At 64.8% G+C, this 25947-nt stretch carries 25 protein-coding genes; 8 read left to right on the top strand and 17 right to left on the bottom strand.

Annotated elements, in window-relative coordinates; translation table 11 throughout:
• Positions 1–32: 32 nt before the first annotated feature.
• The 6 genes from DXT59_RS05620 to DXT59_RS05595 form a co-directional block, all read right to left on the bottom strand.
• Positions 33–1235 (bottom strand): tryptophan--tRNA ligase, encoded by a 1203-nt coding sequence (locus DXT59_RS05620; RefSeq protein ID WP_116135942.1) that lies wholly within the window; start codon positions 1233–1235, stop codon positions 33–35.
• 4 nt (positions 1236–1239) lie between these two features.
• The gene (locus DXT59_RS05615) at positions 1240–1905 is read right to left on the bottom strand and encodes a site-2 protease family protein (RefSeq protein WP_116135941.1); all 666 of its coding nucleotides are present in this window, start codon (positions 1903–1905) and stop codon (positions 1240–1242) included.
• A 41-nt stretch (positions 1906–1946) separates the two neighbouring features.
• Complete coding sequence (locus DXT59_RS05610; protein ID WP_116135940.1) at positions 1947–2579, bottom strand: L-threonylcarbamoyladenylate synthase; 633 nt, start codon at positions 2577–2579, stop codon at positions 1947–1949.
• Between the two features lie 105 nt (positions 2580–2684).
• Positions 2685–3515: a 3',5'-nucleoside bisphosphate phosphatase gene (locus DXT59_RS05605; RefSeq protein WP_116135939.1), complete on the bottom strand. Its 831-nt coding sequence runs from the start codon at positions 3513–3515 to the stop codon at positions 2685–2687.
• Positions 3516–3630: 115 nt separating this feature from the next.
• On the bottom strand, positions 3631–4515 hold the full coding sequence (locus DXT59_RS05600) for an alpha/beta fold hydrolase (protein ID WP_116135938.1): 885 nt from the start codon (positions 4513–4515) through the stop codon (positions 3631–3633).
• A gap of 61 nt (positions 4516–4576) precedes the next feature.
• Positions 4577–5434 carry a ferritin-like domain-containing protein gene (locus tag DXT59_RS05595; protein ID WP_116136003.1) on the bottom strand — a complete coding sequence of 286 codons (858 nt, stop codon included), beginning with the start codon at positions 5432–5434 and terminating at the stop codon, positions 4577–4579.
• 178 nt (positions 5435–5612) lie between these two features.
• On the opposite strand from DXT59_RS05595, the gene DXT59_RS05590 reads away from it, so the two are divergent.
• The 3 genes from DXT59_RS05590 to DXT59_RS05580 all read left to right on the top strand — a co-directional run bounded on the left by DXT59_RS05590 (position 5613) and on the right by DXT59_RS05580 (position 7615).
• Entirely contained in the window at positions 5613–6137 is a 525-nt protein-coding gene (locus DXT59_RS05590) for a gamma carbonic anhydrase family protein (protein WP_116136002.1), read from the top strand.
• Positions 6138–6195: 58 nt separating this feature from the next.
• The gene (gene hslO, locus DXT59_RS05585) at positions 6196–7146 is read left to right on the top strand and encodes an Hsp33 family molecular chaperone HslO (protein ID WP_116135937.1); all 951 of its coding nucleotides are present in this window, start codon (positions 6196–6198) and stop codon (positions 7144–7146) included.
• A 118-nt stretch (positions 7147–7264) separates the two neighbouring features.
• Positions 7265–7615: a hypothetical protein gene (locus DXT59_RS05580; RefSeq protein ID WP_116136001.1), complete on the top strand. Its 351-nt coding sequence runs from the start codon at positions 7265–7267 to the stop codon at positions 7613–7615.
• 10 nt (positions 7616–7625) lie between these two features.
• Here the strand turns inward: DXT59_RS05580 and ftsB are convergent, their stop codons facing one another.
• The 9 genes from ftsB to DXT59_RS05535 all read right to left on the bottom strand — a co-directional run bounded on the left by ftsB (position 7626) and on the right by DXT59_RS05535 (position 18401).
• Entirely contained in the window at positions 7626–8075 is a 450-nt protein-coding gene (gene ftsB, locus DXT59_RS05575; RefSeq protein WP_116135936.1) for a cell division protein FtsB, read from the bottom strand.
• A 90-nt stretch (positions 8076–8165) separates the two neighbouring features.
• Entirely contained in the window at positions 8166–9449 is a 1284-nt protein-coding gene (gene eno / locus DXT59_RS05570) for a phosphopyruvate hydratase (RefSeq protein WP_102611888.1), read from the bottom strand.
• A 46-nt stretch (positions 9450–9495) separates the two neighbouring features.
• Entirely contained in the window at positions 9496–10350 is an 855-nt protein-coding gene (kdsA, locus tag DXT59_RS05565) for a 3-deoxy-8-phosphooctulonate synthase (RefSeq protein ID WP_116135935.1), read from the bottom strand.
• On the bottom strand, positions 10347–12005 hold the full coding sequence (locus DXT59_RS05560) for a CTP synthase (RefSeq protein ID WP_116135934.1): 1659 nt from the start codon (positions 12003–12005) through the stop codon (positions 10347–10349). Before DXT59_RS05560 ends, kdsA begins: the two co-directional genes overlap by 4 nt.
• Positions 12006–12131: 126 nt before the next feature.
• Positions 12132–12935: an alpha/beta fold hydrolase gene (locus DXT59_RS05555; RefSeq protein WP_116135933.1), complete on the bottom strand. Its 804-nt coding sequence runs from the start codon at positions 12933–12935 to the stop codon at positions 12132–12134.
• Between the two features lie 29 nt (positions 12936–12964).
• Positions 12965–15493: a DNA internalization-related competence protein ComEC/Rec2 gene (locus DXT59_RS05550; protein WP_116135932.1), complete on the bottom strand. Its 2529-nt coding sequence runs from the start codon at positions 15491–15493 to the stop codon at positions 12965–12967.
• A gap of 92 nt (positions 15494–15585) precedes the next feature.
• On the bottom strand, positions 15586–16374 hold the full coding sequence (locus DXT59_RS05545) for a TatD family hydrolase (RefSeq protein WP_116135931.1): 789 nt from the start codon (positions 16372–16374) through the stop codon (positions 15586–15588).
• A gap of 31 nt (positions 16375–16405) precedes the next feature.
• Positions 16406–17155 (bottom strand): lipoprotein-releasing ABC transporter ATP-binding protein LolD, encoded by a 750-nt coding sequence (lolD, locus tag DXT59_RS05540; RefSeq protein ID WP_116135930.1) that lies wholly within the window; start codon positions 17153–17155, stop codon positions 16406–16408.
• Positions 17148–18401: a lipoprotein-releasing ABC transporter permease subunit gene (locus DXT59_RS05535; protein WP_116135929.1), complete on the bottom strand. Its 1254-nt coding sequence runs from the start codon at positions 18399–18401 to the stop codon at positions 17148–17150. Before DXT59_RS05535 ends, lolD begins: the two co-directional genes overlap by 8 nt.
• Positions 18402–18530: 129 nt before the next feature.
• On the opposite strand from DXT59_RS05535, the gene DXT59_RS05530 reads away from it, so the two are divergent.
• From DXT59_RS05530 to DXT59_RS05510, 5 genes are all read left to right on the top strand, one after another.
• The gene (locus DXT59_RS05530) at positions 18531–19610 is read left to right on the top strand and encodes a regulator (RefSeq protein ID WP_116136000.1); all 1080 of its coding nucleotides are present in this window, start codon (positions 18531–18533) and stop codon (positions 19608–19610) included.
• Positions 19611–19701: 91 nt separating this feature from the next.
• On the top strand, positions 19702–21408 hold the full coding sequence (gene recJ, locus DXT59_RS05525; RefSeq protein WP_116135928.1) for a single-stranded-DNA-specific exonuclease RecJ: 1707 nt from the start codon (positions 19702–19704) through the stop codon (positions 21406–21408).
• Positions 21409–21512: 104 nt separating this feature from the next.
• A protein-coding gene (gene prfB / locus DXT59_RS05520; protein WP_116135927.1) for a peptide chain release factor 2 occupies positions 21513–22617 on the top strand; the annotation gives its coding sequence in 2 pieces (ribosomal slippage) (positions 21513–21593 and positions 21595–22617; 1104 coding nt in all).
• Between the two features lie 16 nt (positions 22618–22633).
• On the top strand, positions 22634–24160 hold the full coding sequence (gene lysS, locus DXT59_RS05515) for a lysine--tRNA ligase (protein ID WP_116135926.1): 1527 nt from the start codon (positions 22634–22636) through the stop codon (positions 24158–24160).
• A gap of 247 nt (positions 24161–24407) precedes the next feature.
• On the top strand, positions 24408–25142 hold the full coding sequence (locus tag DXT59_RS05510; RefSeq protein ID WP_116135925.1) for an outer membrane lipoprotein: 735 nt from the start codon (positions 24408–24410) through the stop codon (positions 25140–25142).
• 134 nt (positions 25143–25276) lie between these two features.
• On the opposite strand, the gene iscX is transcribed toward DXT59_RS05510, so the two are convergent.
• On the bottom strand, positions 25277–25474 hold the full coding sequence (iscX, locus tag DXT59_RS05505) for a Fe-S cluster assembly protein IscX (RefSeq protein WP_116135924.1): 198 nt from the start codon (positions 25472–25474) through the stop codon (positions 25277–25279).
• Between the two features lie 64 nt (positions 25475–25538).
• A complete protein-coding gene (gene fdx / locus DXT59_RS05500; protein WP_116135923.1) occupies positions 25539–25880 on the bottom strand; it encodes an ISC system 2Fe-2S type ferredoxin in 342 nt (113 codons plus the stop codon).
• Positions 25881–25947: the final 67 nt, after the last annotated feature.

Here is a 25947-nt window from a genome sequence, read left to right as displayed (position 1 = left end):
CCCGCCCCTGCCGTGAAGGCGCCCCGCTTGGGTCATGAGTACGACAGCCCCATGGCCTCGCGGACGTCGCGCATCGTCTCTTGGGCGAACTTGCGCGCCTTGTCGCAGCCATCGGCTACGATCGCGCGCAACAACGACGGATCGTCCATGTATTTTTGCGCGCGCTCGAGCATGGGCTGCTGTTCGCGCAAGATGCCCTCGATCACGGGCTGTTTGCATTCGAGGCAGCCGATCCCCGCGGAGCGGCAGCCCTTTTGCACCCAGTCGTGCGTCGATTCGTCGGAATAGACCTGATGCAACTGCCAGACGGGGCACTTGTCCGGGTCGCCCGGATCGGTGCGGCGCACGCGCGCGGGATCGGTCGGCATCGTGCGGACCTTCTTCGTGATGGTTTCCGCATCCTCGCGCAGGCCGATCGTATTGCCGTACGACTTCGACATCTTCTGCCCGTCGAGGCCCGGCATGCGCGACGCCTTTGTCAGCATGACTTGCGGCTCGACGAGGATGATCTTGCGCGAGCCTTCGAGATAGCCGAACAAGCGTTCGCGATCGTTCATCGAAAGGCTTTGCGATTCTTGCAGCATCGCACGCGCTTGCTCGAGCGCCTCGTCGTCGCCGTCTTGCTGATACGCCACGCGCAATTCGTGATAGAGCTTCGCGCGCTTGCCGCCGAGCTTTTTGGCCGCCTCGAGCGCCTTCTCCTCGAAACCGGGCTCGCGTCCATACAGGTGATTGAAACGGCGCGCGATTTCACGCGTCATCTCGACGTGCGGCACCTGGTCCTCGCCCACCGGCACGAGCGATGCGCGATACAGCAGGATGTCGGCCGCCATCAGCACCGGATACCCGAGAAAGCCGTAGGTGGAGAGATCCTTGTCCTTGAGCTTTTCGATTTGCTCTTTATAGGTCGGCACGCGTTCGAGCCAGCCGAGCGGCGCGCTCATGCCGAGCAGCAGCGCCAGTTCCGCGTGTTCGGGTACCCGGCTTTGGATGAACAGCGTCGCCTGCGCCGGATCGATACCGGACGCGAGCCAATCGATCAGCACTTCCCAGACGTTCTTTTCGATGACCTCGGGCGTCTCGTAGTGCGTCGTCAGCGCATGCCAATCGACCACGCAGAAGAAGCACGGGTATTCCGACTGAAGCCGGACCCAGTTCTTGAGTACCCCGTGGTAGTGGCCGAGGTGGAGCGACCCGGTGGGGCGCATGCCGGAGAAGATGCGGTCTGGAAACATGGTGTCAGGTAAGAAGCGAGGCAAGAGGAGTCAGGATGGTCGTCACGGCATCGTAGCCGATCGAAACGAGCGGGCGCAGCCAAATCTTCGTCAACAGGCCGGTCATGACGAGCGCCATGACGATAAAGAAACCATAGGGCTCCAGGCGGGCCAGCGCGATCGCGGGACGCGGCGGCAGCAGCGCCGTCAGCACGCGCCCGCCGTCGAGCGGCGGCAGCGGGAACAGGTTCAGCACGCAGAGCACCAAATTGACAATGACGCCGGCCTCGGCCATGCGCGTGAAAAACGGCTCGTCCACGCCGGCCACGAGCAAGAGCACGCCGAATAAACGCCAAAGGAGCGCCTGGATGAAATTGCATAGCGGCCCGGCCAGGGCGACCCAAAACGTTCCCCAGCGCGGATTGCGCAGATTGCGAAACGCAACGGGCACGGGCTTCGCGTAGCCGAACATGAACGCGCCGCCCGTCGCGAAATAAAGGAGCAGCGGGATCGCGATCGTGCCGAGCGGATCGATGTGCCGCATCGGATTGAACGAGACGCGCCCCATCAGATAGGCCGTGTTGTCGCCGAGCATACGCGCGACGTAACCGTGCGCCGCCTCGTGTAGCGTGATCGCGAAGATCACCGGCAGCGCGTAGACGACGATCGTCTGGATCAAAGAGGGATTCATGGAGGTATTGTAACAAGCACCCGGATACGCCCCGCCCGCGCCTACGGCGCCACGAGCCCGAACGGCTCGAGCGCGCCGCGTCCGGCACGGACCAGCACGGGTTCCTCGCCCGTCAAATCGATGACGCTCGACGGTTCGCGCGGACATGCGCCGCCATCGATGACCAGATCGATTTGCTTTTCGAGACGAGCCCGGATTTCTTCGGGATCGTTCAGCGGCTCGTCCTCGGACGGCAAGATCAGCGTGGTGGCGATCAAGGGTTCGCCGAGCGCTTCGAGCAACGCCAGCGTGATCGCGTGATCCGGCACGCGCAGGCCGATCGTCTTGCGCGACGGATGCGAAAGGCGCCGCGGCACCTCTTTCGTCGCCAGCAATATGAAGACGTAGGGTCCCGGCGTCACCGATTTGATGAGCCGGAACTGCCGATTGTCGACCATCGCGAAGGTCGCCAACTCCGACAAATCGCGCACGAGCAGCGACAAATGCTGCCGTTCGTCGAGACCGCGAATGCGACGCAACCGCGTCACCGCGTCTTTATCGTCGAGCCGGCAGGCCAGCGCATAGCTCGAGTCGGTCGGCAAGGCGATCACGCCGCCATCCTTCACGATCTGAATGGCCTGCGCGATGAGCCGGGGCTGCGGATTGTCTGGATGAATCCTGAAAAATTGGGACATGAGCGAGCAATCGGTGAGCAGGCGGGAGCGGCGGCGCCCCGTCGCGGGCCTCGGGGCGCGCCGCGGACGGGCAAGCGGGCCGCGTGCGTCTCTAGAGCGAAGACGCTAGAGCCAGCGCTCCCAAACCGGCGTGAGATCGGACGGCAACGGCGGCAGCTTGCCGAGTTCGGTGCGCCCTTCCGAGGGCGCATGAAAATCGGACCCGCGCGATGCCTCGAAACCGAAGCGGCGCGCGACGTCGGCATATTCGCGGTATTGATCGGGCGTATGGCTGCCCGTCACGACTTCGATCGCCTTGCCGCCCAAATCCAAGAACTGGCCGAACAAGGTGTCGAACTCGAGCGGCGTGTACTTGTAGCGGCCGGGGTGCGCGATGACGGCCACGCCGCCCGCGGCGCGAATCCATTGCACGGCATTCTCGAGCGATGCCCACCGGTGCGGCACGTAGCCCGGCTTTCCCTCGCCGAGATAGCGGTCGAAGACGTCCGCGGTCGATGCCGCATAACCGCGCTCCACGAGGAACCTGGCAAAGTGCGTACGGGAAATCAGTTCCGGGTTCGCGACGTAGCGCAGCGCGCCCTCATATGCGCCCTCGATTCCGAGTTCGGCCAGCGCGTCGCTCATCGCCCGCGCCCGCGCGCCGCGCCCATTACGCGTGGCGTGGAGCCCGGCGACGAGTTCCGGACAAGCCGGATCGATGCCGAGACCGACGACGTGCACCGTGCGCGCCGCCCAGGTGACGGAGATTTCGACTCCACTGACATAGCGCATCCCGAGCGACTCGGCTTCGCTACGTGCCTGCGCCTGCCCCGCCACTTCGTCATGATCGGTCAACGCCCACAGCGTGACCCCGCCGGCATACGCGCGCTGCGCGACCTCGACGGGCGTGAGCTGACCGTCGGAGACGTTGGAATGGCAATGGAGATCGGCGTTCATGCTATCGGGATCGAGTAATAAAGTTATTTTACCCGCAACGCCCGAAACGAGCGGCCTAGCCGTTCGGCCAAGCACGCGTTGGTCGAGCCCCGAGCCGCCGGCCCTGGCAGCCGCGTTATGCGCAAAAAGCCTCGATCAATGCCGCCACTTGCTCGGGCTGATCGTGATGGACCATGTGGCCGGCGTCTTCGATCAGCTTTTCCCGCCAGTCGGGAAACGCCGCGAAACGCGCTTTGTATTCGGTAAGCGGAATCGAACCGGCCAGCATCGCCAGGGTCGGAGAGGCGACGGCTTCCACGTGCAGCACTTTGGCGGCGACGCGCGACCACACCGCCATGACTTCGTCCAAGCGGTACAGCATCGGCCCATGATGCTTGTGCGCCGGATCGGCGAGCAGCATATAGCGGCCGTCGTCGCCTAGCTTGGACCAGTGGCGCGCCAAAAAACCCGCGCGCTCGGCGGCCAGCCGGGGATTGGTCTTCATCAGCCGCGCCGCCACCTCGTCGAGCGAAGCGTAGGTCTTGAGCCGGGCGGGCTCGCGAATGTCGTCGAGCCAAGCCGTCAAACGGCGGGGCCATTCGCTCGGGTGCGCCGGCGCCAGCCCGAAACCCTCCAGATCGACCACCCGCCGCACACGTTCGGGCCGCGCACCGGCATACAAACAAACGACATTCGCCCCCATGCTGTGCCCGACGAGATTGACTTGCCCCGACGGCGCATAGTGATCGAGCAGCGCATCGAGGTCGGCCAAATAGTCGTGGAACCAGTAGTGGCCGCCGCCGCGCTCGGCCACCGGCCAATCGGATAAACCGAATCCGCGCGCGTCGGGCGCGATGACCTGCCAATCGCCGCCCAACGCATCGACGACGAACTGGAACGAGGCGGAAACGTCCATCCAGCCGTGCAGCATGAACAGCGTCGGCGCATCGGGGCTGCCCCAGCGCCGCACGTGGAGCTTGACGCCTCGGACGGTGACGAAATCGGATTGCGGGTGGTTCATGGTCAGTGTCGGCGAGCACCGAAAAAACGAATGGTCGTTCGATTATAGCCGGGTATCGGATTTATCGCCTCGGATCCGGCCCCGGCTCATGCGCCGCCAACGCGGCCAGCTCGTCTTCGTCAAACCCCGCCTCGCGCCGAGCATCGAAATTGAACGGTCCACGCAGCCGCGGCGCGCGGTACGTCTCCGCCAATTGCGCATAGGTCGCGTGAGGCTCTAGCCCGCGTTCGTCGCATAGGTACCGAAACCAATCGTTGCCGATACGCACATGACCGATTTCGTCGCGCAAAATCACATCCAAAATCGCCGCCGACGTTTCGTCTCCGGCCTGCACCAACCTTGCCCGAATGGGCGGCGACGCGTCCAAGCCGCGCGCCTCCAACGTGCGCGGCACGAGCGCGATGCGCGCCAATACGTCGTCGCGCGTCCGCGCGCACATGTCCCATAGCCCGTCGTGAGCGGGGAAATCGCCATAGCGATGACCGAAGTCCAGCAATCGCGCCTGCAAAAGCCCGAAGTGGCGCGCTTCCTCGGCCGCGACACGCAGCCAGTCGGCGTAAAACTGCTCGGGCATGCCGGGAAATCGCCAGATCGCATCGAGCGCCAAGTTGATCGCATTGAATTCGATATGCGCGATCGCATGCAGCAAAACGGCCCGCCCCTCCTCGGTCTGCATGCCCCGGTGGCGCAGCAGCCGCGGCTCGACGAGTTCGGGCTTGCCGGGGCGTCCCGGCAGGCCCGGCGGCTCCTCGATCGATACGTCGGGTAGGCAGCGCGCGACGCCGCCCCGATACCCCTCATAGAGCGCGGCCACGGCCTCCGCCTTAGCGCCGGGGTCGCTTTCGCACAAGGCAGCCAGCGCCGAGCGCCGCATGTCGGTATCGTCGTGAGCCGCGGGATTCGATCGGGAGCGAGTCATCGATAAAGCATCTAATAGCGCAATATGCGGGAGCGGAAAACGGTAGCGGGCATCGCTGGATGGGCGCGCGGACGGCACATGGACGGACCGTTTACAATATGCGATTCGACACCTGCGCGTGACCGGGCCCGATGCTGCGGCATTGTACCGCCGCGCCTCGCTCGACCAAGGAGACATTGTGCCGATCTACAAGCTGGGGGAACACGCCCCGACGATTCACGAAAGCGTCTTCGTGGCCGATACCGCCACGATCGTCGGCAAGGTTACGCTCGAGGAAAACGCCAGCGTATGGTTCGGCGCCGCCATCCGCGGCGACAACGAACCGATCTCGATCGGCTGCGGCAGCAACGTGCAAGAAGGCGCGGTCCTGCACACCGATCCGGGCCGTCCGTTGTCGATCGGCCGCGACGTGACGGTCGGACACCAAGCGATGCTGCACGGATGCACGATCGGCGACGGCTCGCTCGTGGGAATTCAAGCGGTGGTCTTGAATGGAGCGACTATCGGCCGCAACTGTCTGGTCGGAGCGGGCAGCGTCGTCACCGAAAACAAGACGTTCCCCGACCGCTCGCTAATTCTAGGCGCGCCGGCGCGCGTTGCCCGCGAATTGACGGATGAGGAAGTCGAACGTCTAGCCCAGAGCGCCAAGAGTTATGTCGATCGCCGCGAGTTGTTCAAGGCACAGCTCGTGCGAATCGGCTAAAACGAAGCGCCGCCTCGCCGCCGATCGGATCGGCGGCATGACGATTGAAGGATGAGTTGTGGACGACCAGTTGCAAAAATTTTTGTTCGCCGCCGCACCGGTTCGCGGCGAGATCGTATCGCTGCGCAATACCTGGCAGGAGGTGCTCGCGCGCCGGCAATATCCCCACGCCGTGCGCGACATTCTCGGCGAGATGATGGCGGCCTGCGCGCTGCTGTCGGCGAACTTGAAGTTCGACGGCACGATGATCATGCAGATTTTCGGCGACGGGCCGATCAAGATGCTCGTCGTGCAATGCAGCTCCTCGCTCACGATGCGCGCCACCGCGAAGATCTCCAGCGAGTTCGATGCCACGCTCAGCGGCAGCCTCTCGTTCGTCGAGCTGCTCAACGCGAGCGGCCACGGACGCTGCGTCATCACGCTCGATCCGAACGATAAAGTGCCCGGTCAACAGCCCTATCAAGGGATCGTCCCGCTGAACGGGCCCGACGGTCCGCTCGAATCGATCGCGCAGGTGCTGGAACACTACATGCACCACTCCGAGCAGCTCGACACGCGGCTATGGCTTGCCGCCAATACCGAGCGCGCCGTCGGCATGCTGCTGCAAAAGCTGCCCGGCGACGGCGGCATCGTGCCGCACACGGGCGAGCACGACGCCGACACGTGGGAGCGCGTCTGCGTGCTCGGCGGCACGCTGTCGCAGGACGAGTTGCTCAAGGAAGAACCGCAAACGCTGTTCCGGCGCTTGTTCTGGCAAGAAAACGTCCAGCATTTCGCCCCGACGCTGACCCGCTTCGAATGCAGTTGCTCGCGCGAGCGCGTGGGTTCGATGCTCAAGTTGCTGGGGCGGGAAGAAGTCGACAGCGTAATCGTCGAGCAAGGCCGCGTGGAAATCCACTGCGAGTACTGCAATCAGCGCTACGAGTTCGATCCTGTCGATGTCGCGCAACTGTTCGCGGCAAGCGAGGTATCGGCCGGCGTTGCGCCGATTCAGTCGCAGCGCCACTAGGACTAGGCGTCGCAGCGCCCAAGCGCCTTGCTCGAGTTCGTATGAGTCCGCATCCGGAGTTGGTCTTATGAACGCTTTGCTCCGCTCGTTACCGTCGCCGTCGAACGCCGCCATCCGCATGGCGATGCGGGCGGCCGGCGCCGCGATCGTCGTCGCGCTGTCCGGGTGCGTCGTCGCCCCGCCGCCCGGCCCGATCCTCAGCCGGCTCGCACCCGGCCAACCCGGCGCGGCCGAAAGCGCGCATCCGCTCAGCCCCGAGGAGCAAAAGCGCTACGCCGAGATCGACAAGCAGGTCATTCGCGAGCAGAACGAAGCGATCGCAGCCGATGCCTGGACGCGCTATTACGCGCCGACATATTACTCGCCCCCCGTCACATTCGGCGGCTATTACGGTGGGTATAGCGGATGGAATAGCGGCTGGGGTATCGGTTACTACAGCCCCGGTTACTACCCTGGCTGGTGGTGGTAGAGAGTGGAGCCTAATGGCGCTTTTGGTCGGCGCCATGCTTCGCCTTGTCGGCGGCATGCTTCTTGTCTCCGCGTTTCGGCTTTTCGCGCGAAACGGGGTTCGGTACCACGCTGACGGGCGCGGCCGACACTTCACCGCGCGTGGACGTATTGCTCGGCACGAGCGTCGCCGGCACGCTCGACGTTGCGTTCGGCGAGACGAATTGAACGAACACTTCGCCGCCCTTCACCATCCCCATCTCGTAACGAGCACGCTCTTCAATGGCGGCCGTGCCGTTTTGCAAATCTTGTACTTCGCCTTGGATTCGTTCGTTCCGCAGCTTTTCGTCGGCATTCTTTTGTAGCTGCGCCGCCAATTCGCCGCGCAGCTCGTGAACGCTCAACCATCCGCCATGGCCCCACCAAAGCGGATACTGAATCATCGCGAGCAGAGCGAGAAGAACAACGGTGACGATGCGCATTCAAAAGGCCGCGGATTCAAAATCGCCCCGGCTGGTCCCAAGGACATCCAGCACGGGGCGCAATGCTAAACGAACGAACTAGCGAGCGTATTAGCGCAGGTTATAAAACGTCGACTTGCCCGGGTAGCTGGCGATATCGCCGAGATCTTCCTCGATACGCAGCAATTGGTTGTACTTCGAGATGCGATCGCTGCGCGAGAGCGAACCGGTCTTGATCTGGCCGGCGTTCAAGCCCACGGCGATATCGGCAATCGTCGAATCTTCCGTCTCGCCCGAACGGTGCGAAATCACGGCCGTGTAGCCCGCGCGCTTGGCCATCTCGATGGCGGCGAACGTTTCCGTCAGCGTACCGATCTGGTTGATCTTGATCAGGATTGAGTTCGCGATGCCCTTCTCGATCCCTTCCTTCAAGATGCGCGTGTTCGTCACGAACAAATCGTCGCCGACGAGCTGAATCTTCTTGCCGAGCTTATCCGTCAGAAGCTTCCAACCGTCCCAATCGCTTTCGTGCATGCCGTCCTCGATCGAGACGATCGGGAATTTGTCGGCCAGCGTGGCGAGGTAATCGGTGAATTCGGCCGACGACAGTTGCAGACCTTCGCCCGCCAACTGGTACTTGCCGTCGTGGTAGAACTCGCTGGCCGCGCAGTCGAGCGCGAGCAGGACGTCTTCGCCCGCGCGATAGCCGGCCTTCTCGATCGCTTGCAGGATGGCCGACAGACACTCGGCGTTGCTCCCGAAGTTCGGCGCGAAACCGCCTTCATCGCCGACCGCCGTGCTCATGCCGCGATCCGAGAGGATCTTCTTCAGCGCGTGGAACACTTCCGCGCCGCAACGCAGCGCTTCGCGGAACGTCGGCTGGCTGACCGGGACGATCATGAACTCTTGAATGTCGAGGCTGTTGTTCGCATGCGCGCCGCCGTTGACGATGTTCATCATCGGTACCGGCAGTTGCATCGCACCCGAGCCGCCGAAGTAACGGTACAAAGGCAGTCCCGCTTCCTCGGCCGCGGCTTTCGCTACGGCCATCGACACGGCCAGCATCGCGTTCGCGCCGAGGCGCGATTTGTTGTCGGTGCCGTCGAGCTCGAGCAGCGTCTTATCGAGGAACGCTTGCTCCGACGCGTCGAGCCCCATGATCGCTTCGGAAATCTCGGTGTTGATATGCTCGACCGCCTTGAGCACGCCTTTGCCGTTGTAGCGGCCGGCTTCGCCGTCACGCAACTCGATCGCTTCGCGCGAGCCCGTGGACGCGCCCGACGGCACGGCCGCGCGGCCCATCGTGCCCGATTCGAGCAGCACATCGCATTCGACGGTCGGGTTGCCTCGCGAATCCAAAATCTCACGGCCGATGATATCTACGATTGCACTCATGATTTCCTCTTAGATAACGGTAACTTGTCTTTCTTGACGGGTGCAGTCAGGTGAAATCGCGCTCGATGAAGGCAGTGCGTTTCACGACGGTATCCAAAGCGACCAGCGTCTCCAGCAAGTCGCTCATGCGCCGCAGCGGCACGGCATTGGGGCCGTCCGACAGCGCGCAGGCGGGATCGGGGTGCGTCTCCATGAACAGGCCCGCGACGCCCACGGCCACGGCCGCGCGCGAGAGCACGGGGACGAACTCGCGCTGTCCGCCCGAGCTCGTGCCCTGTCCGCCCGGCAACTGCACCGAGTGGGTGGCATCGAATACCACGGGCGCGTCCGTCTCGCGCATGATCGCGAGCGAACGCATGTCGGAGACGAGATTGTTGTAGCCGAACGAAACGCCGCGCTCGCAGGCGAGGAAACGGTCTTCCGACAGACCCGCTTCGCGCGCCGCGTCGCGCGCCTTGTCGATCACGTTTTTCATGTCGTGCGGCGCGAGGAACTGGCCTTTCTTGATATTGACGGGCTTGCCCGAGCGCGCGCAGGCGTGGATGAAATCGGTTTGGCGGCACAGAAACGCCGGCGTTTGCAGCACATCGACGACCGAGGCGACTTGCTCGATTTCCTCGATGGCGTGCACATCGGTGAGCACGGGCACGCCGAGCTGCCGCTTGACCTCGGACAGAATGCGCAAGCCCTCGTCCATGCCGAGCCCGCGGAACGATTTGCCGGAGCTGCGATTCGCTTTGTCGTACGAGGACTTGTAGATGAACGGGATACCGAGCTTCGCGCAAATCTCCTTGAGCCGGCCGGCCGTGTCGATGGTCATCTGCTCGGATTCGACGACGCAAGTGCCCGCGATCAGAAAAAACGGCTTATCGAGGCCGACCTCGAAGTCGCACAGCTTCATGCCTTCTCCTTGCGCGCTTCGTGACAGGCCAAGGCCGCTTCGACGAACGACTTGAACAGCGGGTGGCCGTCGCGCGGCGTCGACGTGAATTCGGGGTGGAACTGCACGCCGACGAACCACGGATGCAGGCTGCGCGGCAGCTCCATCATTTCCGGCAGGTCTTCGCTCGGCGTACGCGCGCTGATGACAAGACCACCGGCCTCCAATTGCGGCACGTAGCGGTTATTGACTTCATAACGGTGACGGTGGCGCTCGTTCACGTCCTTGCCGTAGATCTCCTCCGCAAGCGTGCCGGGCTTGATCGGGCAGCGCTGGGAACCCAGACGCATCGTGCCGCCGAGATCGGACTCCTCGGTCCGCTTTTCCACGCGCCCTTCGCGGTCGTACCACTCGGTGATCAACGCTACGACGCGATGGGCCGTGGCCGCGTCGAACTCCGTGCTGTTCGCGCCTTGCAGACCGACGACGTCGCGCGCGAATTCGATGACGGCCAATTGCATGCCGAGGCAGATCCCGAGGTACGGCACCTTTGCCTCGCGCGCATAGCGGATCGCCGCGATCTTGCCTTCCGTGCCGCGACGGCCGAAGCCGCCCGGGACCAGAACGGCGTCGAGATGCTTCAGGCTGTCCACGCCCTGCGTTTCGATCTCTTCCGAGTCGATGTACTCGATGTTGACCTTCGTCGACGTATGCACCGATGCGTGGCGCAGCGCTTCGATCAGCGACTTGTACGACTCGGTCAGATCGACGTATTTGCCGACCATCCCGATCGTCACTTCATGCTTCGGATGTTCGAGCTTGTCGACGATCGCCGACCACATCGACAAATCGGCCGGCTTCGGCTGCAGCTTCAGTTCTTCGCAAATGATGTTGTCGAGCCCTTGGTCGTGCAGCATCTGCGGAATCTTGTAGATGCTGTCGACGTCCCAGACCGAGATGACTGCGTCTTCGGGCACGTTCGAGAACATCGAAATCTTCTTGCACTCGTCGTCCGGGATGCGGCGGTCGGCGCGGCACAGCAGCACGTGCGGCAAGATCCCGATCTCGCGCAGCTTCTGCACGCTGTGCTGGGTCGGCTTGGTCTTGAGCTCGCCCGCCGTCGCGATGAACGGCACGAGCGTCAGGTGGACGAAGCAGGCGCTGTTGCGGCCCAGACGCAGGCTCATTTGACGCGCGGCCTCGAGGAACGGCAGCGATTCGATGTCGCCCACCGTGCCGCCGATTTCGACGATCGCGACATCGGGCTCGCCGCAGGTGGCCGACGCGGCGCCGCGCTCGATGAACGCCTGGATCTCGTTCGTGATGTGCGGAATGACCTGGACGGTCTTGCCGAGGTAGTCGCCTCGACGCTCCTTGCGGATCACCGATTCGTAGATCTGTCCGGTCGTGAAATTGTTCGCGCGGCGCATCTTCGTGCTGATGAACCGCTCGTAATGACCGAGGTCGAGATCCGTCTCAGCGCCGTCTTCGGTCACGAATACTTCCCCGTGTTGAAACGGGCTCATCGTGCCGGGGTCGACGTTGATGTAGGGATCGAGCTTGAGGAGGGTGACTTTCAGACCGCGCGATTCGAGGATCGCGGCGAGAGAAGCGGCGGCAATGCCCTTGCCGAGGGACGACACTACGCCGCCGGTGACGAAAACAAATTTGGTCATCGCTGGATGCTCGCGGGAAAAACGGATTATACCTTAGGGTCCGCCCTCAGTTGGAACACACGTGCGTTGTCCCGGGAACACGAGCCCCAGCCCGCGCGCACTCGCGCGCCCGGCGCGCCGGCCGGCTTATCCGGCCTCGCGCAGCGTGCGCAGCATCCGTTGCACGGCCCGCGCCGTTTCGATCGGCCGCTCCATTGGGAACAAATGGCTGCCCTCCATCCATTCGATGCGGCCATGCGCGGCCCGGCGCGTCGCATCGAGCCCGACCTGGCGGATTTCCTTCGAATGCGTGCCCGCGATGAAGCCCAGCGGCACCGGCGCGCCGTGCGCGAGCCGCGGGCCCAGCGTGCGCGGCAAGGTCCGGTAGATCCGGTATTCGATATCGCGATCGAATGCGAGCGCGCGCTTACCGTCCGGGGCGATCGGCGGAATACCGAAATCGATGTAATCGGACAAAACGCGTTCGTCCCAGCGGGCAAAGGCGCTTTTCGCATGAAAATGGCGCCACGCCTCCTCCCGGCTCGGCCAGTGCGTGCGCCGCGTGCGCGTGGCGGCCGCCGGCGAGAGCCGCTCGTCGAGCCCAGTCCATTGCGTGAAGCGCAGCACGTTCGCCCGCCAACCCGCGATGATCGGCGAATCGAGCATGACGATGCCGCGTACCCATTGCGGGTGTTTGAGCGCGGCCATCAGCGACAGATAGCCGCCCAGCGAATGCCCGACGAGCCACACCGGGCGTTCGTAGTCCCGGCCGATGTCGGCCAGCAACTCGTCGACGAGATGCGGCCAATCGCTCGTGACCGGATAGCGCGGATCGTGGCCAATTCGCTCGATGTAGCGAAGCTCGTAATCGTCGGAGAGTTCGGCGAACAGCGTCCGGTAAATCGAGGCCGGAAACCCGTTCGCATGCGAAAAGTGGATGACGTCTTTCAAGCGTCGCTGCCTCCAGGTTCGTTCGTCTTTTATCCGTCCATCCAATAGCGGGCATGCGACGCTCGGTAGCGCTCGATCGTGAGCCGGCCGTCCTTCGTCGCAATGCGCACCGCGCCGTCGCGATCGGTCCGCGCAAGCTCGATGCCGCGCGCCTGAAAGCGCGACCATACGTGCGGATGGGGATGGCGAAAGCGGTTGCGATAGCCTACCTGAAATACGGCCACGCGCGGATCGACCGAATCGAGGAAAGGCTCGGTCGACGAAGTCCGGCTGCCGTGGTGGGCGACGAGCAGCACGTCCGCGCGCAAGGCCTCGGGCGCGCGGCGCAGCAGCGCGCGTTCGCTCGGCGCGCCGATGTCGCCGGTCAGCAAGGCGCTCATATCAGCGCCGCTGACCTTGAGCACGCACGATTGCTCGTTCGAGCGCCGCGGCAACGGGCCCGGCTCGGGCCACAACACCTCGAAATCCACGCCGTCCCAGCGCCATCGTTGGCCCGCCGCGCAGCGCAGCCGCTCGGCGAGCGCGCCGCGCGCGGCATCCCATACGCGGTGCTCGCTCGGCAAGCCGGCGATCACCTGAGCCGCGCCGGCCGATGCGAGCACCGCGGGCACGCCGCCCGCGTGATCGGCGTCGCCATGGCTCACGACGAGCATATCGAGCCCGGCGATGCCGGCCGCGCGCAGATAAGGCACGACGATGCGCTCGCCGGCATGCGTCGATTCGGCGCCCGGCCCCGCATCGAACAGAAGCGTGCGGCGCCTTGTCTCGACGACGATCGCGGCGCCTTGCCCGACGTCGAGCGCCGTAAGCCGAAAAGCGCCTTGCGCGATGCCGGAGGGCGGCGGCAACGCGAGCGGCAGCCAAGCAAGCGGCGCGGCCCAGCGCAGAGGCCAGCCGCGCGGCATCAACGAGAGCGCGCTGCCCGCGAGCGCCGAGGCCAGTGCCCAGAGCGACGGCTGCGGCGGATGCCCGTCGGCCCAAGGCCATTGCGAGAGCGCACTCAACACGCGCATCAGCGGGGCGAGCAACGTATGCGCGAATTGATAGGCAAGCGCGTCGAGGGGCGCGGGCAAGACCACGGCGACCAGCACGATCGGCACCACCAGCACGCTGACCCATGGCACCGCCACCGCGTTGGCGAGCGGCCCGATCAGCGAAACCTGCGAGAACCAAAACGCCGTCAGCGGCGCCAAGCCGACGGTTACGGCCCATTGCGCGCGTACGGCGTCAAAGCAACGCCTGCGTAGGGTCGCAAGCAGGCGGCGCCAGCGCTGGCGCCTAGCATGTTGCGAGGGCTCGAGCGGTGCCCGCCAGGCCGGATCGGTCGCGCGCACGACCGCTATCGCGTCGTCCGGCTCCTCGTCTTCGCCGCGCACACGCAACCGGCTGCGCAATGTCAATGCGATGCAGGCGACGGCACCGAACGAGAGCCAAAATCCGGCGGCCGTCACCGCCCACGGATCGACGATGAGCACGAGCACCGCGGCCCATGCCAGGACGAGCGACGATGAGACGCCGCGCCCCCACAAGAACGCCGCGCTCACCACGACGAGCATCCACAACGCACGCTGTGCCGGCACGTTGAAGCCCGCCAGCGCGGCGTATCCCGCGGCGCTCGCCACCGCGGCCAGCGCCGCAACGACCGGCGTAGGCACGAGCAGCGGCCATTCTCGCGCGCCGCGGCGCGCGAGAATGCGGCCTAAACCGCACGAACGGCGCCAGATCCACGCGGCAAGCGCGCCGCACACCGCGGCCACGAACCCGATATGCAGACCCGAGACCGCAACCAGATGACTCGTGCCGGTGCGACGCAATACGACCCGATCGGCGTCGGCAATCGTGTCTTGTGTGCCGATGGCAAGCGCCGTCACGATGCCGCGATGCTCCGCCGATGCGAGCGCCCGCGCGACGCGCTCGCGCAACGCGAAGCGCGCGCGATCGATCGCCGTGCCGATTCCACCGCCCGCTCCGGAGAGCCGCTGCGCCGCGGCCGCGGCAACGACATTGCCCGTCGCGCGAACGCCGCGCGCAAGCCACGCCGCTTCGGCGTCGTAGCCAAGAAAGTTGGCGGGACCATGAGGGCGTTTGAGCCGCACCGTCAAACGCCAGCGATCGCCCGGTTTCAAACGCGGCGGTTCGCCGCCGCGGCCGCGAGCCCAATTGAGTTGGAGGATCGATGGAAATCGCTCGACGCCCGTCGCGTGCCGAACCGCATCGAGATCATCGCGATCGAGGGCAAAAAAGAATCGCGCGGACGCCGCGCCTTGAGTGGGCAGACCGCGGACGTGCCCGGTCACGGTGAGTTCTCGCAACTCCCAAGCGCTCGGCAACAGTTCGGCCATCCGCGATTGAGCACGCAGTCCCGCATAGCCGAATCCCGCGACGAGGGCCGCGAGAGCGAGCGCGGTACGCGCATGCCAACCCCGCGCGCGGCATGCCGCGCCGCAGGCCGTCGTGAGTACCACGCCAAGCAGCGCCCATTGCCACCGCCCCGGCAGCGTCGCGCACTGCTGCAGCAACGTGATGCCGAGCGCGAAACCGATCAGCATCGCCCGCATTCGCCCTCCTCCGATCAGCGTGCAGGCGTGCCGAATCAGCCCCGGGCCGCGGCCTGGAGTCCAGCACGTTCAACAGCGCGAAAGGAGATCGATTATGCGGGGGCCAGCGCGAGACGGGGCAGCGCGCAATGCGCGTTGGCCATTGTGCCTAGCCTAAGCTCATCGATGGCGATGCCGCGAAGCTCGGCGATGACGGCACCGATGCGCGGTACCTGGTCGGGCGAATTGCGTTGCTTGTAAAGCCAGGACGGAGAAATATCGGGCGCATCGGTTTCAACGACGATCGCGTCCAGCGGAAGTTGCGCCGCAAGCCGCCTGATCTGCCGCGACCGTTCGAACGTAACGTTGCCGCCGAACCCGAGCCGCATGCCTTGATCGATGAACGCGCCCGCCTGCTGAAAGCTGCCGTTGAACGCGTGCGCGATGCCGCATTTGACGGCGTATCGACGCAAGCCCTTGAGCACGAGATCCTGCGACTTGCGCACATGACAAATGACCGGCAAGTCGAACTCGCGCGCCAGCTTCAATTGTTCGTCGTAGAAAAAGCGCTGACGCGTGTCGTCGAGATCGGGCACGAAGTAATCGAGCCCGATCTCGCCAATACCGACGAATCGCGGATCGGCGAGGCTCGCTTCGATCTCGCGGCGCAGCACGTCGAGATCGGCCTCGCTCGCGTGCCGAGTGAACAATGGGTGAATGCCGAGCGCATAGACGCCGCCCGCCGTGCGATGCGCGAGCGCGCGAACAACGGCGAAGTTTTCGCGCGCCACGGCCGGAATGACGATGCGCTCGACGCCGCTCGCCAGCGCCGCCCGCGACACCGCTTCCCGATCGCCGTCGAACTCGCCGGCGTCCAGATGACAGTGCGTATCGATCCACATGGCGGCTGGCGCGACGATCGCTCTCGAAAGGTTAGACGGGTACGGACGGCTCTTCGTGCAGCACGCCGTCGCGCAGACGCAAAATCCGGTCGCACCGTCCGGCCAAGTCCACATCGTGCGTGACGATGACGAAGCTCGTCTCCAGCGTCGCCGACAGATCGAGCATGAGATTGAAGACGTTGTCCGCCGTCGCGCCGTCGAGATTGCCGGTGGGCTCGTCGGCCAGCACGCAAGCCGGCTTCGTCACGAGCGCGCGCGCGATCGCGACGCGCTGCCTCTCCCCGCCCGAGAGCTCGCCCGGACGATGTTTGGCGCGGTGCGCGAGACCCACGCGCTCCAGCATCGCAAGGGCGTCGCGGCGCGCCGCGTCGGAACTCATCCGGCGGATGCGCAGCGGCATCGCGACGTTGTCGAGCGCGCTGAATTCGGCGAGCAGATGGTGAAACTGATAAACGAAACCGAGCGCATGGTTGCGCAGATCGTTGCGCTCGCGCTCGGCCAACTCGGTGAAGGGCCGCCCGAGCACGGACACGCTGCCGGCGCTCGGCTCGTCGAGACCGCCGAGTACGTGCAGCAACGTGCTCTTGCCCGAACCCGAGGCGCCGACGATCGCGAGCTTCTCGCCGCGCCGCACGTTGAGTTCCGCTCGATTGAGCACGGGCACGTTCAGCCCGCCCTGCACGAATGCCTTCGAAATGCCGCGCGCCTCGAGCACATATTGCGTGGCTTGCGCCGCGCTCGATGCGACGCGGCGCGACTCGGTGATGAATTCGTTACTCATAGCGCAGCGCCTCCGCCGGACGCACCTTCGCGCCGCGCCAGCTCGGGTACAGCGTAGCCAACGCCGACAAGACGAACGCGATGACGCCGATTCTGGCCACGTCGGTCGCGACCAGCTCGGAAGGCAACTCGTTGATGAAATAGACCGACGGCGGCAAGAATTGCACGCCGAGCAGATGCTCGATCATCGGCACGAGCCAGGGAATGCTCCAGGCAATCAGCGAGCCGAGTGCGACGCCGGTGGCCGTCCCGGCGAAGCCGATCGTGATCCCTTGGACGAAGAAGATTTTCATGATCGAGCCGGGCTGCGCGCCGAGCGTGCGCAAAATCGCGATATCGGCCTGCTTGTTCGTTACCGTCATCACGAGCGACGAGACGAGATTGAACGCGGCGACGGCGATGATCAACGTGAGGATGACGAACATCATCCGCTTTTCGATCTTGACGGCCGAGAACCAAGTCTTGTTCTGCTGCGTCCAGTCGCGAATATAGAGATCGCCCGACAGCGTATGGGACAACTCGCGCGCCACGCGCGGCGCCTCTTGCATATCCTTGAGCCGCAGTCTCACGCCCGTGGGCGCACTCGTGCGAAACAGCACTTCGGCATCGTGGATGTTGATGAGCGCGAGCGAGCTATCGTATTCGTAGTGCCCCGATTGGAACACGCCGCTGACCGTGAACTGCTTCAAGCGCGGCAGCATGCCGGCCGGCGTGAGCGAGCCTTCGGGCGCGACGAGCGTGATCTTGTCGCCCGCGGAGACGCCGAGGTTCGCGGCCAAATCGGCCCCGAGCACGATGTTGAACTGCCCCGGCGCGAGATCCGTCAAACGGCCGGCTTTCATGTCCTTGCCGATGTCAGACACCTGCGGCTCGAGCGAAGGTTCGACCCCGCGCAGCGCCACGCCGCTCACGGCGTCTTGACGCGTGAGCAGCGCTTGCGCGTCGACGTAGGGCGCGGCGCCGATCACGGCCGGGTTGCGGCGTGCCTCGAGGGCCGTGCGCTGCCAATCGGGCATCGAGCCCGCCGGCGAAAAAATCTCGACGTGCGCGAGCACCGACAACATGCGGTCGCGCACCTCTTTCTGAAAGCCGTTCATGACGGAAAGCACGACGATCAACGCCGCGACGCCGAGGGCGATGCCCGACATCGACACGAGCGCGATGAACGAAATGAAGCCGTTGCCTGTCGTGCGCTTGCCGGCGCGCGTATAGCGCCAGCCGATTTGCCATTCGTAAGGGAGTTTCAAGCGAATCCTTCAATTGTGTGCAGCCACCACACGCACCGCCGGCGCGCCGACCGGCTCGCAACGCGCGTGCCGCGCGCCCGAGCGCTCGCCACGGACGCGGAGCCGATCAAGCGCGCAGTTTGCCATACAATGCGCACCATCATGCATTCCAACCGTCTTCATCTCCTCCTGCCGTTCGCGCTGCCGGCGGCCGCCGACGCCTCCAGCGCGCTGCACGAGCTGCGCAGCCCCGCGCTTGACAAACTGCTTCCGCGCGCGACCCTCGTGGAACGCGTGGCGGGCGAGGATTTTCAGCGCACGCTGCCGCATGAGCGCTGGGTCGCCCGTCAATTCGGCGCCGTCGCCGCCAACGCAACCGACGAGGCCCCGCTCGCGCCCTATATGCTACTCGCCGACGGCGTCGTTCCCGGGAACGACGAGTGGGCGTGCGTCGAGCCCGTGCACGTACGCATCGCGCATGACCATCTGGTCTTGATCGATCCCTCGGCGCTCGATTTGACCGACGAGGACGCGGCCACGCTGCTGGCCGTGGCCAAGCCGTTGATCGAGGAGTTGGGTGTGCGCGTCGAGGCGCCCAACCCACATCGCTGGTACCTCTCGGGCGAAGTGCTCGGCAAACTTGCAGGCGCCTCGCCGCTGCGCGCGAGCGGCCGCAGCATCGAAATTTGGCTGCCGCACGATGCCCATTCGGGACAACGCTCGCGCATTTGGATGAAACTGCAGAACGAAGTTCAGATGGGCTGGTTCGAGCACCCGGTCAACCAGGCGCGCGAGGCGCGCGGCCTACCCGCCGTCAATTCGATCTGGCTGCATGCGCAAGGCAGCGCGCAGCCGGTGCGCAGTCCCTTCGTGCGAGTACTGTCCGATGCGCCCGCCACGCGCGGGCTGGCGCTGGCGGCCGCCGTCGAAAGCGCGGGGGCGCCCGGATCGTTCCGGGCGATGCCGCCGCTCGGCGCCGGGACGACCCTCGTCGAACTGAATCCGTTCGCGGCACCGTTCATCGCCCAGGACTGGGCCGGCTGGCAAGCCGCCCTCGACCGCGTGGAGGCGGACTGGTTCGCGCCCGCGCTGGAGGCGCTCGACGCGGGCAGTCTCGGCGCACTCGCTCTGACGCTGGCGGGCGACACGGCGTCGGTCACGCTCGCGGCGAAGCGCGGCGACTTGCGCAAATTCTGGCGCCGCCGCGTACTCGCGTCGCTTCTCGAATGATGGCGGCCGACGAACCCGGCGGAACCCAACCGTCACGCGCGGCCGCGCGCAAAGCGCCCGGCCGCCCGCCTTCTCTCTTCCGCTTGCTTGCATGACTCGAATCGTCAACCGCGCATCTTCGCCCGCCGATGAAGCCGCGCTGATCCGCCACGGCTTGCACCCCATTTTGGCTCGCCTCTATGCCGCCCGCGGTGTGCGCTTGCCCGACGAGATCGAGACTGCCTTGACGCGGCTCGTCCCGCCGGTGCACCTGAAAGGCACGGACGAAGCGGCGGCCCTGCTGGCCGATGCGATCGCGCAACGCAAGCGGATGGTCGTCGTCGCCGATTACGACTGCGACGGCGCGACGGCTTGCGCGGTGGCCGTGCGCGGCCTGCGCATGTTCGGCGCGCAAGTCGACTATCTCGTGCCGAACCGCTTCGAGTACGGTTACGGCCTCACCCCGGAAATCGTCGAATTGGCGGCCAGCCGCGAGCCGCACTTGCTGATCACCGTCGATAACGGCATCGCCAGCGTGGACGGGGTGGCCGCGGCCAACGCACGCGGCATCGACGTGCTCGTCACCGATCACCATTTGCCCGGCGAAACGCTGCCGGCCGCGCGGGCCATCGTCAATCCGAATCAGCCGGGCTGCGCGTTTCCGAGCAAATGCATCGCGGGCGTGGGCGTCATGTTCTACGTTCTGCTCGCGCTGCGGGCACGGCTGCGCGAGAGCGGCGCGTTCGCCGCGGGGGGCGCGGCCGAGCCGCGGCTAGACGGGCTGCTCGACCTCGTCGCGCTCGGCACCGTCGCCGACGTCGTCAAGCTCGACGGCAACAACCGGGTACTCGTGGCGCAGGGCCTCGCACGCATTCGCCGCGGGCGGATGCAGCCCGGCATCGCGGCGCTGTTCCGCGCGGCGGGACGCGACGCGCGCAACGCCTCGGGTTTCGATCTCGGTTTCGCGCTGGGTCCCCGGCTAAACGCCGCCGGACGGCTTTCGGATATGTCGCTGGGCATCGAATGCCTGACGACGGACGATGTGGGTCGCGCCTGGGAGCTCGCGCAGCAACTCGACGCGATGAACCGCGAGCGGCGCGAAATCGAAGCCGGGATGCAGCAGCAGGCGCTCGAGGAAATCGCCACGCTCGATCCCGACGGCCGCGCGACGATCACGCTGTTCAACGAAAGCTGGCACCAAGGCGTGATCGGCATCGTCGCGGGGCGTCTGAAAGAAAAGTATCACCGCCCCGCGTTCACGTTCGCGCTGGCCGACGACGAGGGAGAACTCGTCAAGGGTTCCGGCCGTTCCATCCCGGGTTTCCATCTGCGCGACGCGCTCGATCTGATCGCCAAGCGCGAGCCGAATCTGCTCGCGAAGTTCGGCGGTCACGCGATGGCGGCCGGCGTGACGCTAGCCACGCGCGACGTACCGCGCTTCGCGGCCGCGTTCGAGACCGTTGCACGCGAAGCGTTGGATGAGAACGCCCTCGCCCGCGTCGTCGTGACGGACGGCGAGTTGGAAGACGCGTACTTCACGCCGCAGATCGTCGAGATGATCGACGCGGCTGTCTGGGGCCAAGGCTTTCCGGCGCCGACGTTCTCGGGCGAGTTCGACGTGCTCTCGCAAGCGCTCGTCAAGGAAAAGCATCTGAAGCTCCAGTTGGCGCGCGGCCGTCAGCGCTTTCAAGCCATCTGGTTCAATCACACGGAGACGCTGCCCGCCCGCGCGCATATCGCCTACCGGCTCGCGGCCGATAGCTGGAACGGCGTCGTGCGCGTGCAGATGATCGTCGAACACGCCGTCAGTGCGCGCTAGCGCGCGATCATGCGCAATCGCCCCCCGCCCGCGGCCCCGCGGGCGGTCGATGTCCCCGCCCGATCGGCTATAATTTCTCCTTTTTACGAAGCAAAAAGATCGACATGGAAGCCGAACGCCTGAACGCGATCGAAGGCTCTCTGGCAGACCTGCGCCGACGCGCGGGCGAGCTACGGGGGTATCTTTGACTACGACGCCAAATCCGCGCGTCTAGCTGAAGTCAACAAGGAACTCGAAGACCCGAACGTCTGGAACGATTCGAAGCATGCCCAGGCCCTCGGCCGGGAAAAGAAAATGCTCGAGGGCGTCGTTCTGACCCTCTCCGCGCTCGATACCGACCTGCGCGACGCGCAGGATCTATTCGACATGGCGCGCGAGGAAGGCGACGACGACACGCTTCTCGCCTGCGAGGACGATGCGGGCAAGATCGAAGCGCGCGTCGCCGACCTCGAATTTCGCCGGATGTTCGCGAACCCGGCCGACCCGAACAACGCCTTCATCGACATTCAAGCCGGCGCGGGCGGCACCGAAGCCTGCGATTGGGCGTCGATGCTGCTGCGCCAGTACCTGCGCTATTGCGAGCGCAAGGGCTTCAAGACGGAAGTGCTCGAGGAATCCGAAGGCGACGTCGCCGGTATCAAGAACGCGACGATCAAGGTCGAGGGCGAATACGCATACGGCTTCCTGCGCACGGAAACGGGCATCCACCGGCTCGTTCGCAAGTCGCCGTTCGATTCGTCGGGCGGCCGGCATACGTCGTTCTCGTCGGTATTCGTCTACCCCGAAATCGACGATTCGATCGAGGTCGACATCAACCCGGCCGATTTGCGCATCGATACGTACCGCGCCTCGGGCGCCGGCGGTCAGCACATCAACAAGACCGATTCGGCCGTGCGGATCACGCACTTGCCGTCGGGAATCGTCGTGCAGTGCCAAAACGACCGCTCGCAGCACCGCAACCGCGCCGAAGCGATGGCGATGCTCAAATCGCGCTTGTACGAAGCCGAGATGCGCAAGCGCCAGGCCGAGCAAGACAAGCTCGAATCGAGCAAGACCGACGTGGGCTGGGGCCACCAAATTCGTTCCTACGTGCTCGACCAGAGCCGCGTGAAGGATTTGCGCACCAACGTCGAAATCAGCAATACGAAGGCCGTGCTCGACGGCGACCTCGACGAATTCATCAGCGCGAGCCTGAAGCAAGGCGTCTAAGCGCAGCGGACACACCATGACCGAATCGACTCTCCCCACCGTCGACGCAACCGTCGACGAGAACAAGATCATTGCCGAGCGGCGCGAGAAGCTGCGCACGCTGCGCGATGCGGGCATCGCCTACCCGAACGATTTCCGTCCGACGCACCATGCGGGCGAGCTGCAATCGCAATACGCGCAAACGGACAAAGACGCGCTCGAAGCCACCGCGCTCGATGTGTCGATCGCCGGCCGCATGATGCTCAAGCGCGTGATGGGCAAGGCCAGTTTCGCCACCGTGCGCGACGGCTCGGGGCAAATCCAGTTCTTCGTGACGCCGGCCGACGTGGGCGAGCAAACGTACGAAGCCTTCAAGAAGTGGGACCTCGGCGATATCGTCGCCGCTCGCGGCGTGCTCTTTCGCACGAACAAGGGCGAGCTGTCGGTGCGCTGCACGGAGCTGCGCCTGCTGTCGAAGTCGCTGCGTCCCCTGCCCGACAAGTTCCACGGTCTCTCGGACCAAGAAACGCGCTACCGTCAGCGCTACGTCGATCTGATCGTCACGCCCGAAGCACGCAATACGTTCGTCGCGCGCACGAAGGCGATTTCGTCGATCCGCAAGTTCATGTCGGACGCCGACTTCATGGAAGTCGAAACGCCGATGCTGCACCCGATCCCGGGCGGCGCGGCGGCCAAGCCGTTCACGACGCATCACAACGCGCTCGACATGCAGATGTTCCTGCGCATCGCGCCCGAGCTTTATCTGAAGCGTTTGATCGTGGGCGGCTTCGAGCGCGTCTTCGAAATCAACCGCAACTTCCGTAACGAGGGCGTGTCGCCGCGGCACAATCCCGAGTTCACGATGATGGAGTTCTACGCCGCGTACACGAACTACACGTGGCTCATGGACTTTACCGAGCAATTGATCCGCCAAGCGGCGATCGATGCGCTCGGCACCGCCACGATCACGTATCAGGGCCGCGAACTCGATCTGTCCAAGCCGTTCCATCGGCTGACGATCACGCAAGCGATCCGCAAATACGCGCCCGATTACAGCGACGCGCAATTGGCCGACGCGGCGTTCTTGCGCACCGAACTGAAGCGCCTCGGCGTCGACACGACGCAGCCCACTTTCTTGAACGCGGGCATCGGCGCGCTGCAACTGGCGCTGTTCGAGGAAACCGCCGAAGCCCAGCTTTGGGAACCGACCTACATCATCGACTACCCCGTCGAAGTCTCGCCGCTCGCGCGCGCTTCCGATTCGGTCGAAGGCATCACCGAGCGGTTCGAGTTGTTCATTACGGGCCGCGAAATCGCCAACGGTTTTTCGGAGTTGAACGATCCCGAAGATCAAGCCGCGCGCTTCAAGAAACAGGTCGAGCAGAAAGACGCTGGCGACGAGGAAGCGATGTACTACGACGCCGACTACATCCGCGCGCTGGAGTACGGGATGCCCCCGACAGGCGGCTGCGGGATTGGTATCGATCGCCTCGTGATGCTGTTGACGGACAGCCCGAGCATCCGCGACGTCATTCTGTTCCCGCACCTGCGCCGCGAGGACTGAGGCGCGGACGCCACAGCGGTTTGTAACGATCGGTAAAAGCCGCCCGCAGCTACGTCGCGGGCGGCTTTTTTCCATCCGATCCGGCCCTCGTAACGAGAGGCCAATACCGGCGTTGCCGCGCCGGGCCCTCGTTTTGCATAAGCCACGAGCGTTACAAATTGAAACGCGGGCCTGCATCCGATGACGGACACTATGCTCGTCATCACGCACAAGGAAAGGCCTCTTTCAGTCTGGACGGAGGTACGTCATGAACAACCCAACCACATCGCCGCGCCGCCTACACCCGCTGATCGCGGTGGCCGCGGGCACGGTCATCGTCGCAAGCCTCGCCGCCACCGCGGCCATCACGGGCGTCTTTCCGAAGGCGTCGAGCTCCAGCGTTCAAAACGATCAATCGCAAACGGCGCAAGTGGCATCGCAACCCGTCGTCGATACGGCGGCGCCCGCAACGAGCGCAGCCGTGACGAGCCAACAACCGCCGAACGCGCAAGCGCGGATCGCCCAGGGTGCCCCCGGCCAAGTGCCCTACTCGGGCCAGCCTGGCCAGCCGTCCTATGCGCAACAGCCGCCCGGACAACCGGTCCCCGCGGACCAGCAGCTTGCCCAGCAGCCTTACGCGCAGCAGCAACCGAGCGGCCAGAGCGCGTATTGCGCAAGCTGCGGCACTGTCGAATCGATCGTGACGGTTCGGCGTGAGGGGCACGGCACCGGTATCGGCGCCGTGGGCGGCGCAGTGGCCGGCGGCCTACTCGGCAATCAATTCGGACGCGGAACCGGCCGTACGGCGATGACGGTGCTCGGCGCCGTCGGCGGCGGCTTCGCCGGCAACTCGGTCGAAAAACACCTGCGCAGCGAAACGGACTACCAAGTACGCGTACGGATGGAAAACGGCCACCTGCGCTACTTCACGTATCGCCAAGCGCCGCCGTTCCAACAAGGCGAGCGCGTTCATATCGAGCACGGCACGCTCGTAGCCGGTTAAGACTACGCCGGCCTGCGCGGCGGTAAAACGCGGACAGCGCCGATTAAAAAAGGCGACCCAGTCATGAACGGGTCGCCTTTTTTGCGCCTATACGGAACGGATAGTCGCCCCGCTCGCCCCTGCCAGCCGAAATATCATTCGGCGGAGTCTTCGATCCACGCCAATTGGATCGCCTCGAGTATCTTTTCGCTCGACCGATTCGGATCGTCGTTGAAGCCGTCGAGCTCCATCACCCAGCGATGCAGGTCGGTGAAGCGGATCTGCTGCGGATCGATCTCGGGATGCTTGTCGGTGAGGGCCATCGCGATTTCTTGTACATCTGTCCACTTCATGGCTGCTCCTCCTTCAGAGTCTTAATGACTAGCCACTAACCGCCAGCGCTGACATCGTAGACGGTTAATGATTCTCTTTCGCGTGATTGATCGTATAGCGGGGGATCTCGACGACGAGATCCTTGTTCTCCGGCACTCGCGCTTGGCACGAGAGCCGGGACGTAGGCTCGAGCCCCCAAGCCTTGTCGAGCAGGTCGTCTTCGTCCTCCTCCGACGGTTCAAGCGCTTCGAAGCCTTCACGCACGATCACATGACATGTGGTGCAAGCGCAAGACTTTTCGCACGCATGCTCGATTTCGATGCCGTGCTCGAGCAGCGCATCGCAAACGCTTTCGCCGGGCGCGGCCTCGAAGACTGCCCCTTCCGGGCACAGTTCGACGTGGGGCAGGACAACGATTTGAGGCATAGGAGATTCCGTTCTGACTATATGTGCACAGCGGCAAGCGTCGCCGCTCGTGTCATTGTAGGGCGGC

The sequence above is a fragment of the Trinickia diaoshuihuensis genome (assembly GCF_003390925.1).
Classification (GTDB): domain Bacteria; phylum Pseudomonadota; class Gammaproteobacteria; order Burkholderiales; family Burkholderiaceae; genus Trinickia; species Trinickia diaoshuihuensis.
The sequence above is the reverse complement of the archived record's forward strand: the minus strand, read 5'-3'. Positions and strand labels throughout refer to the sequence as shown.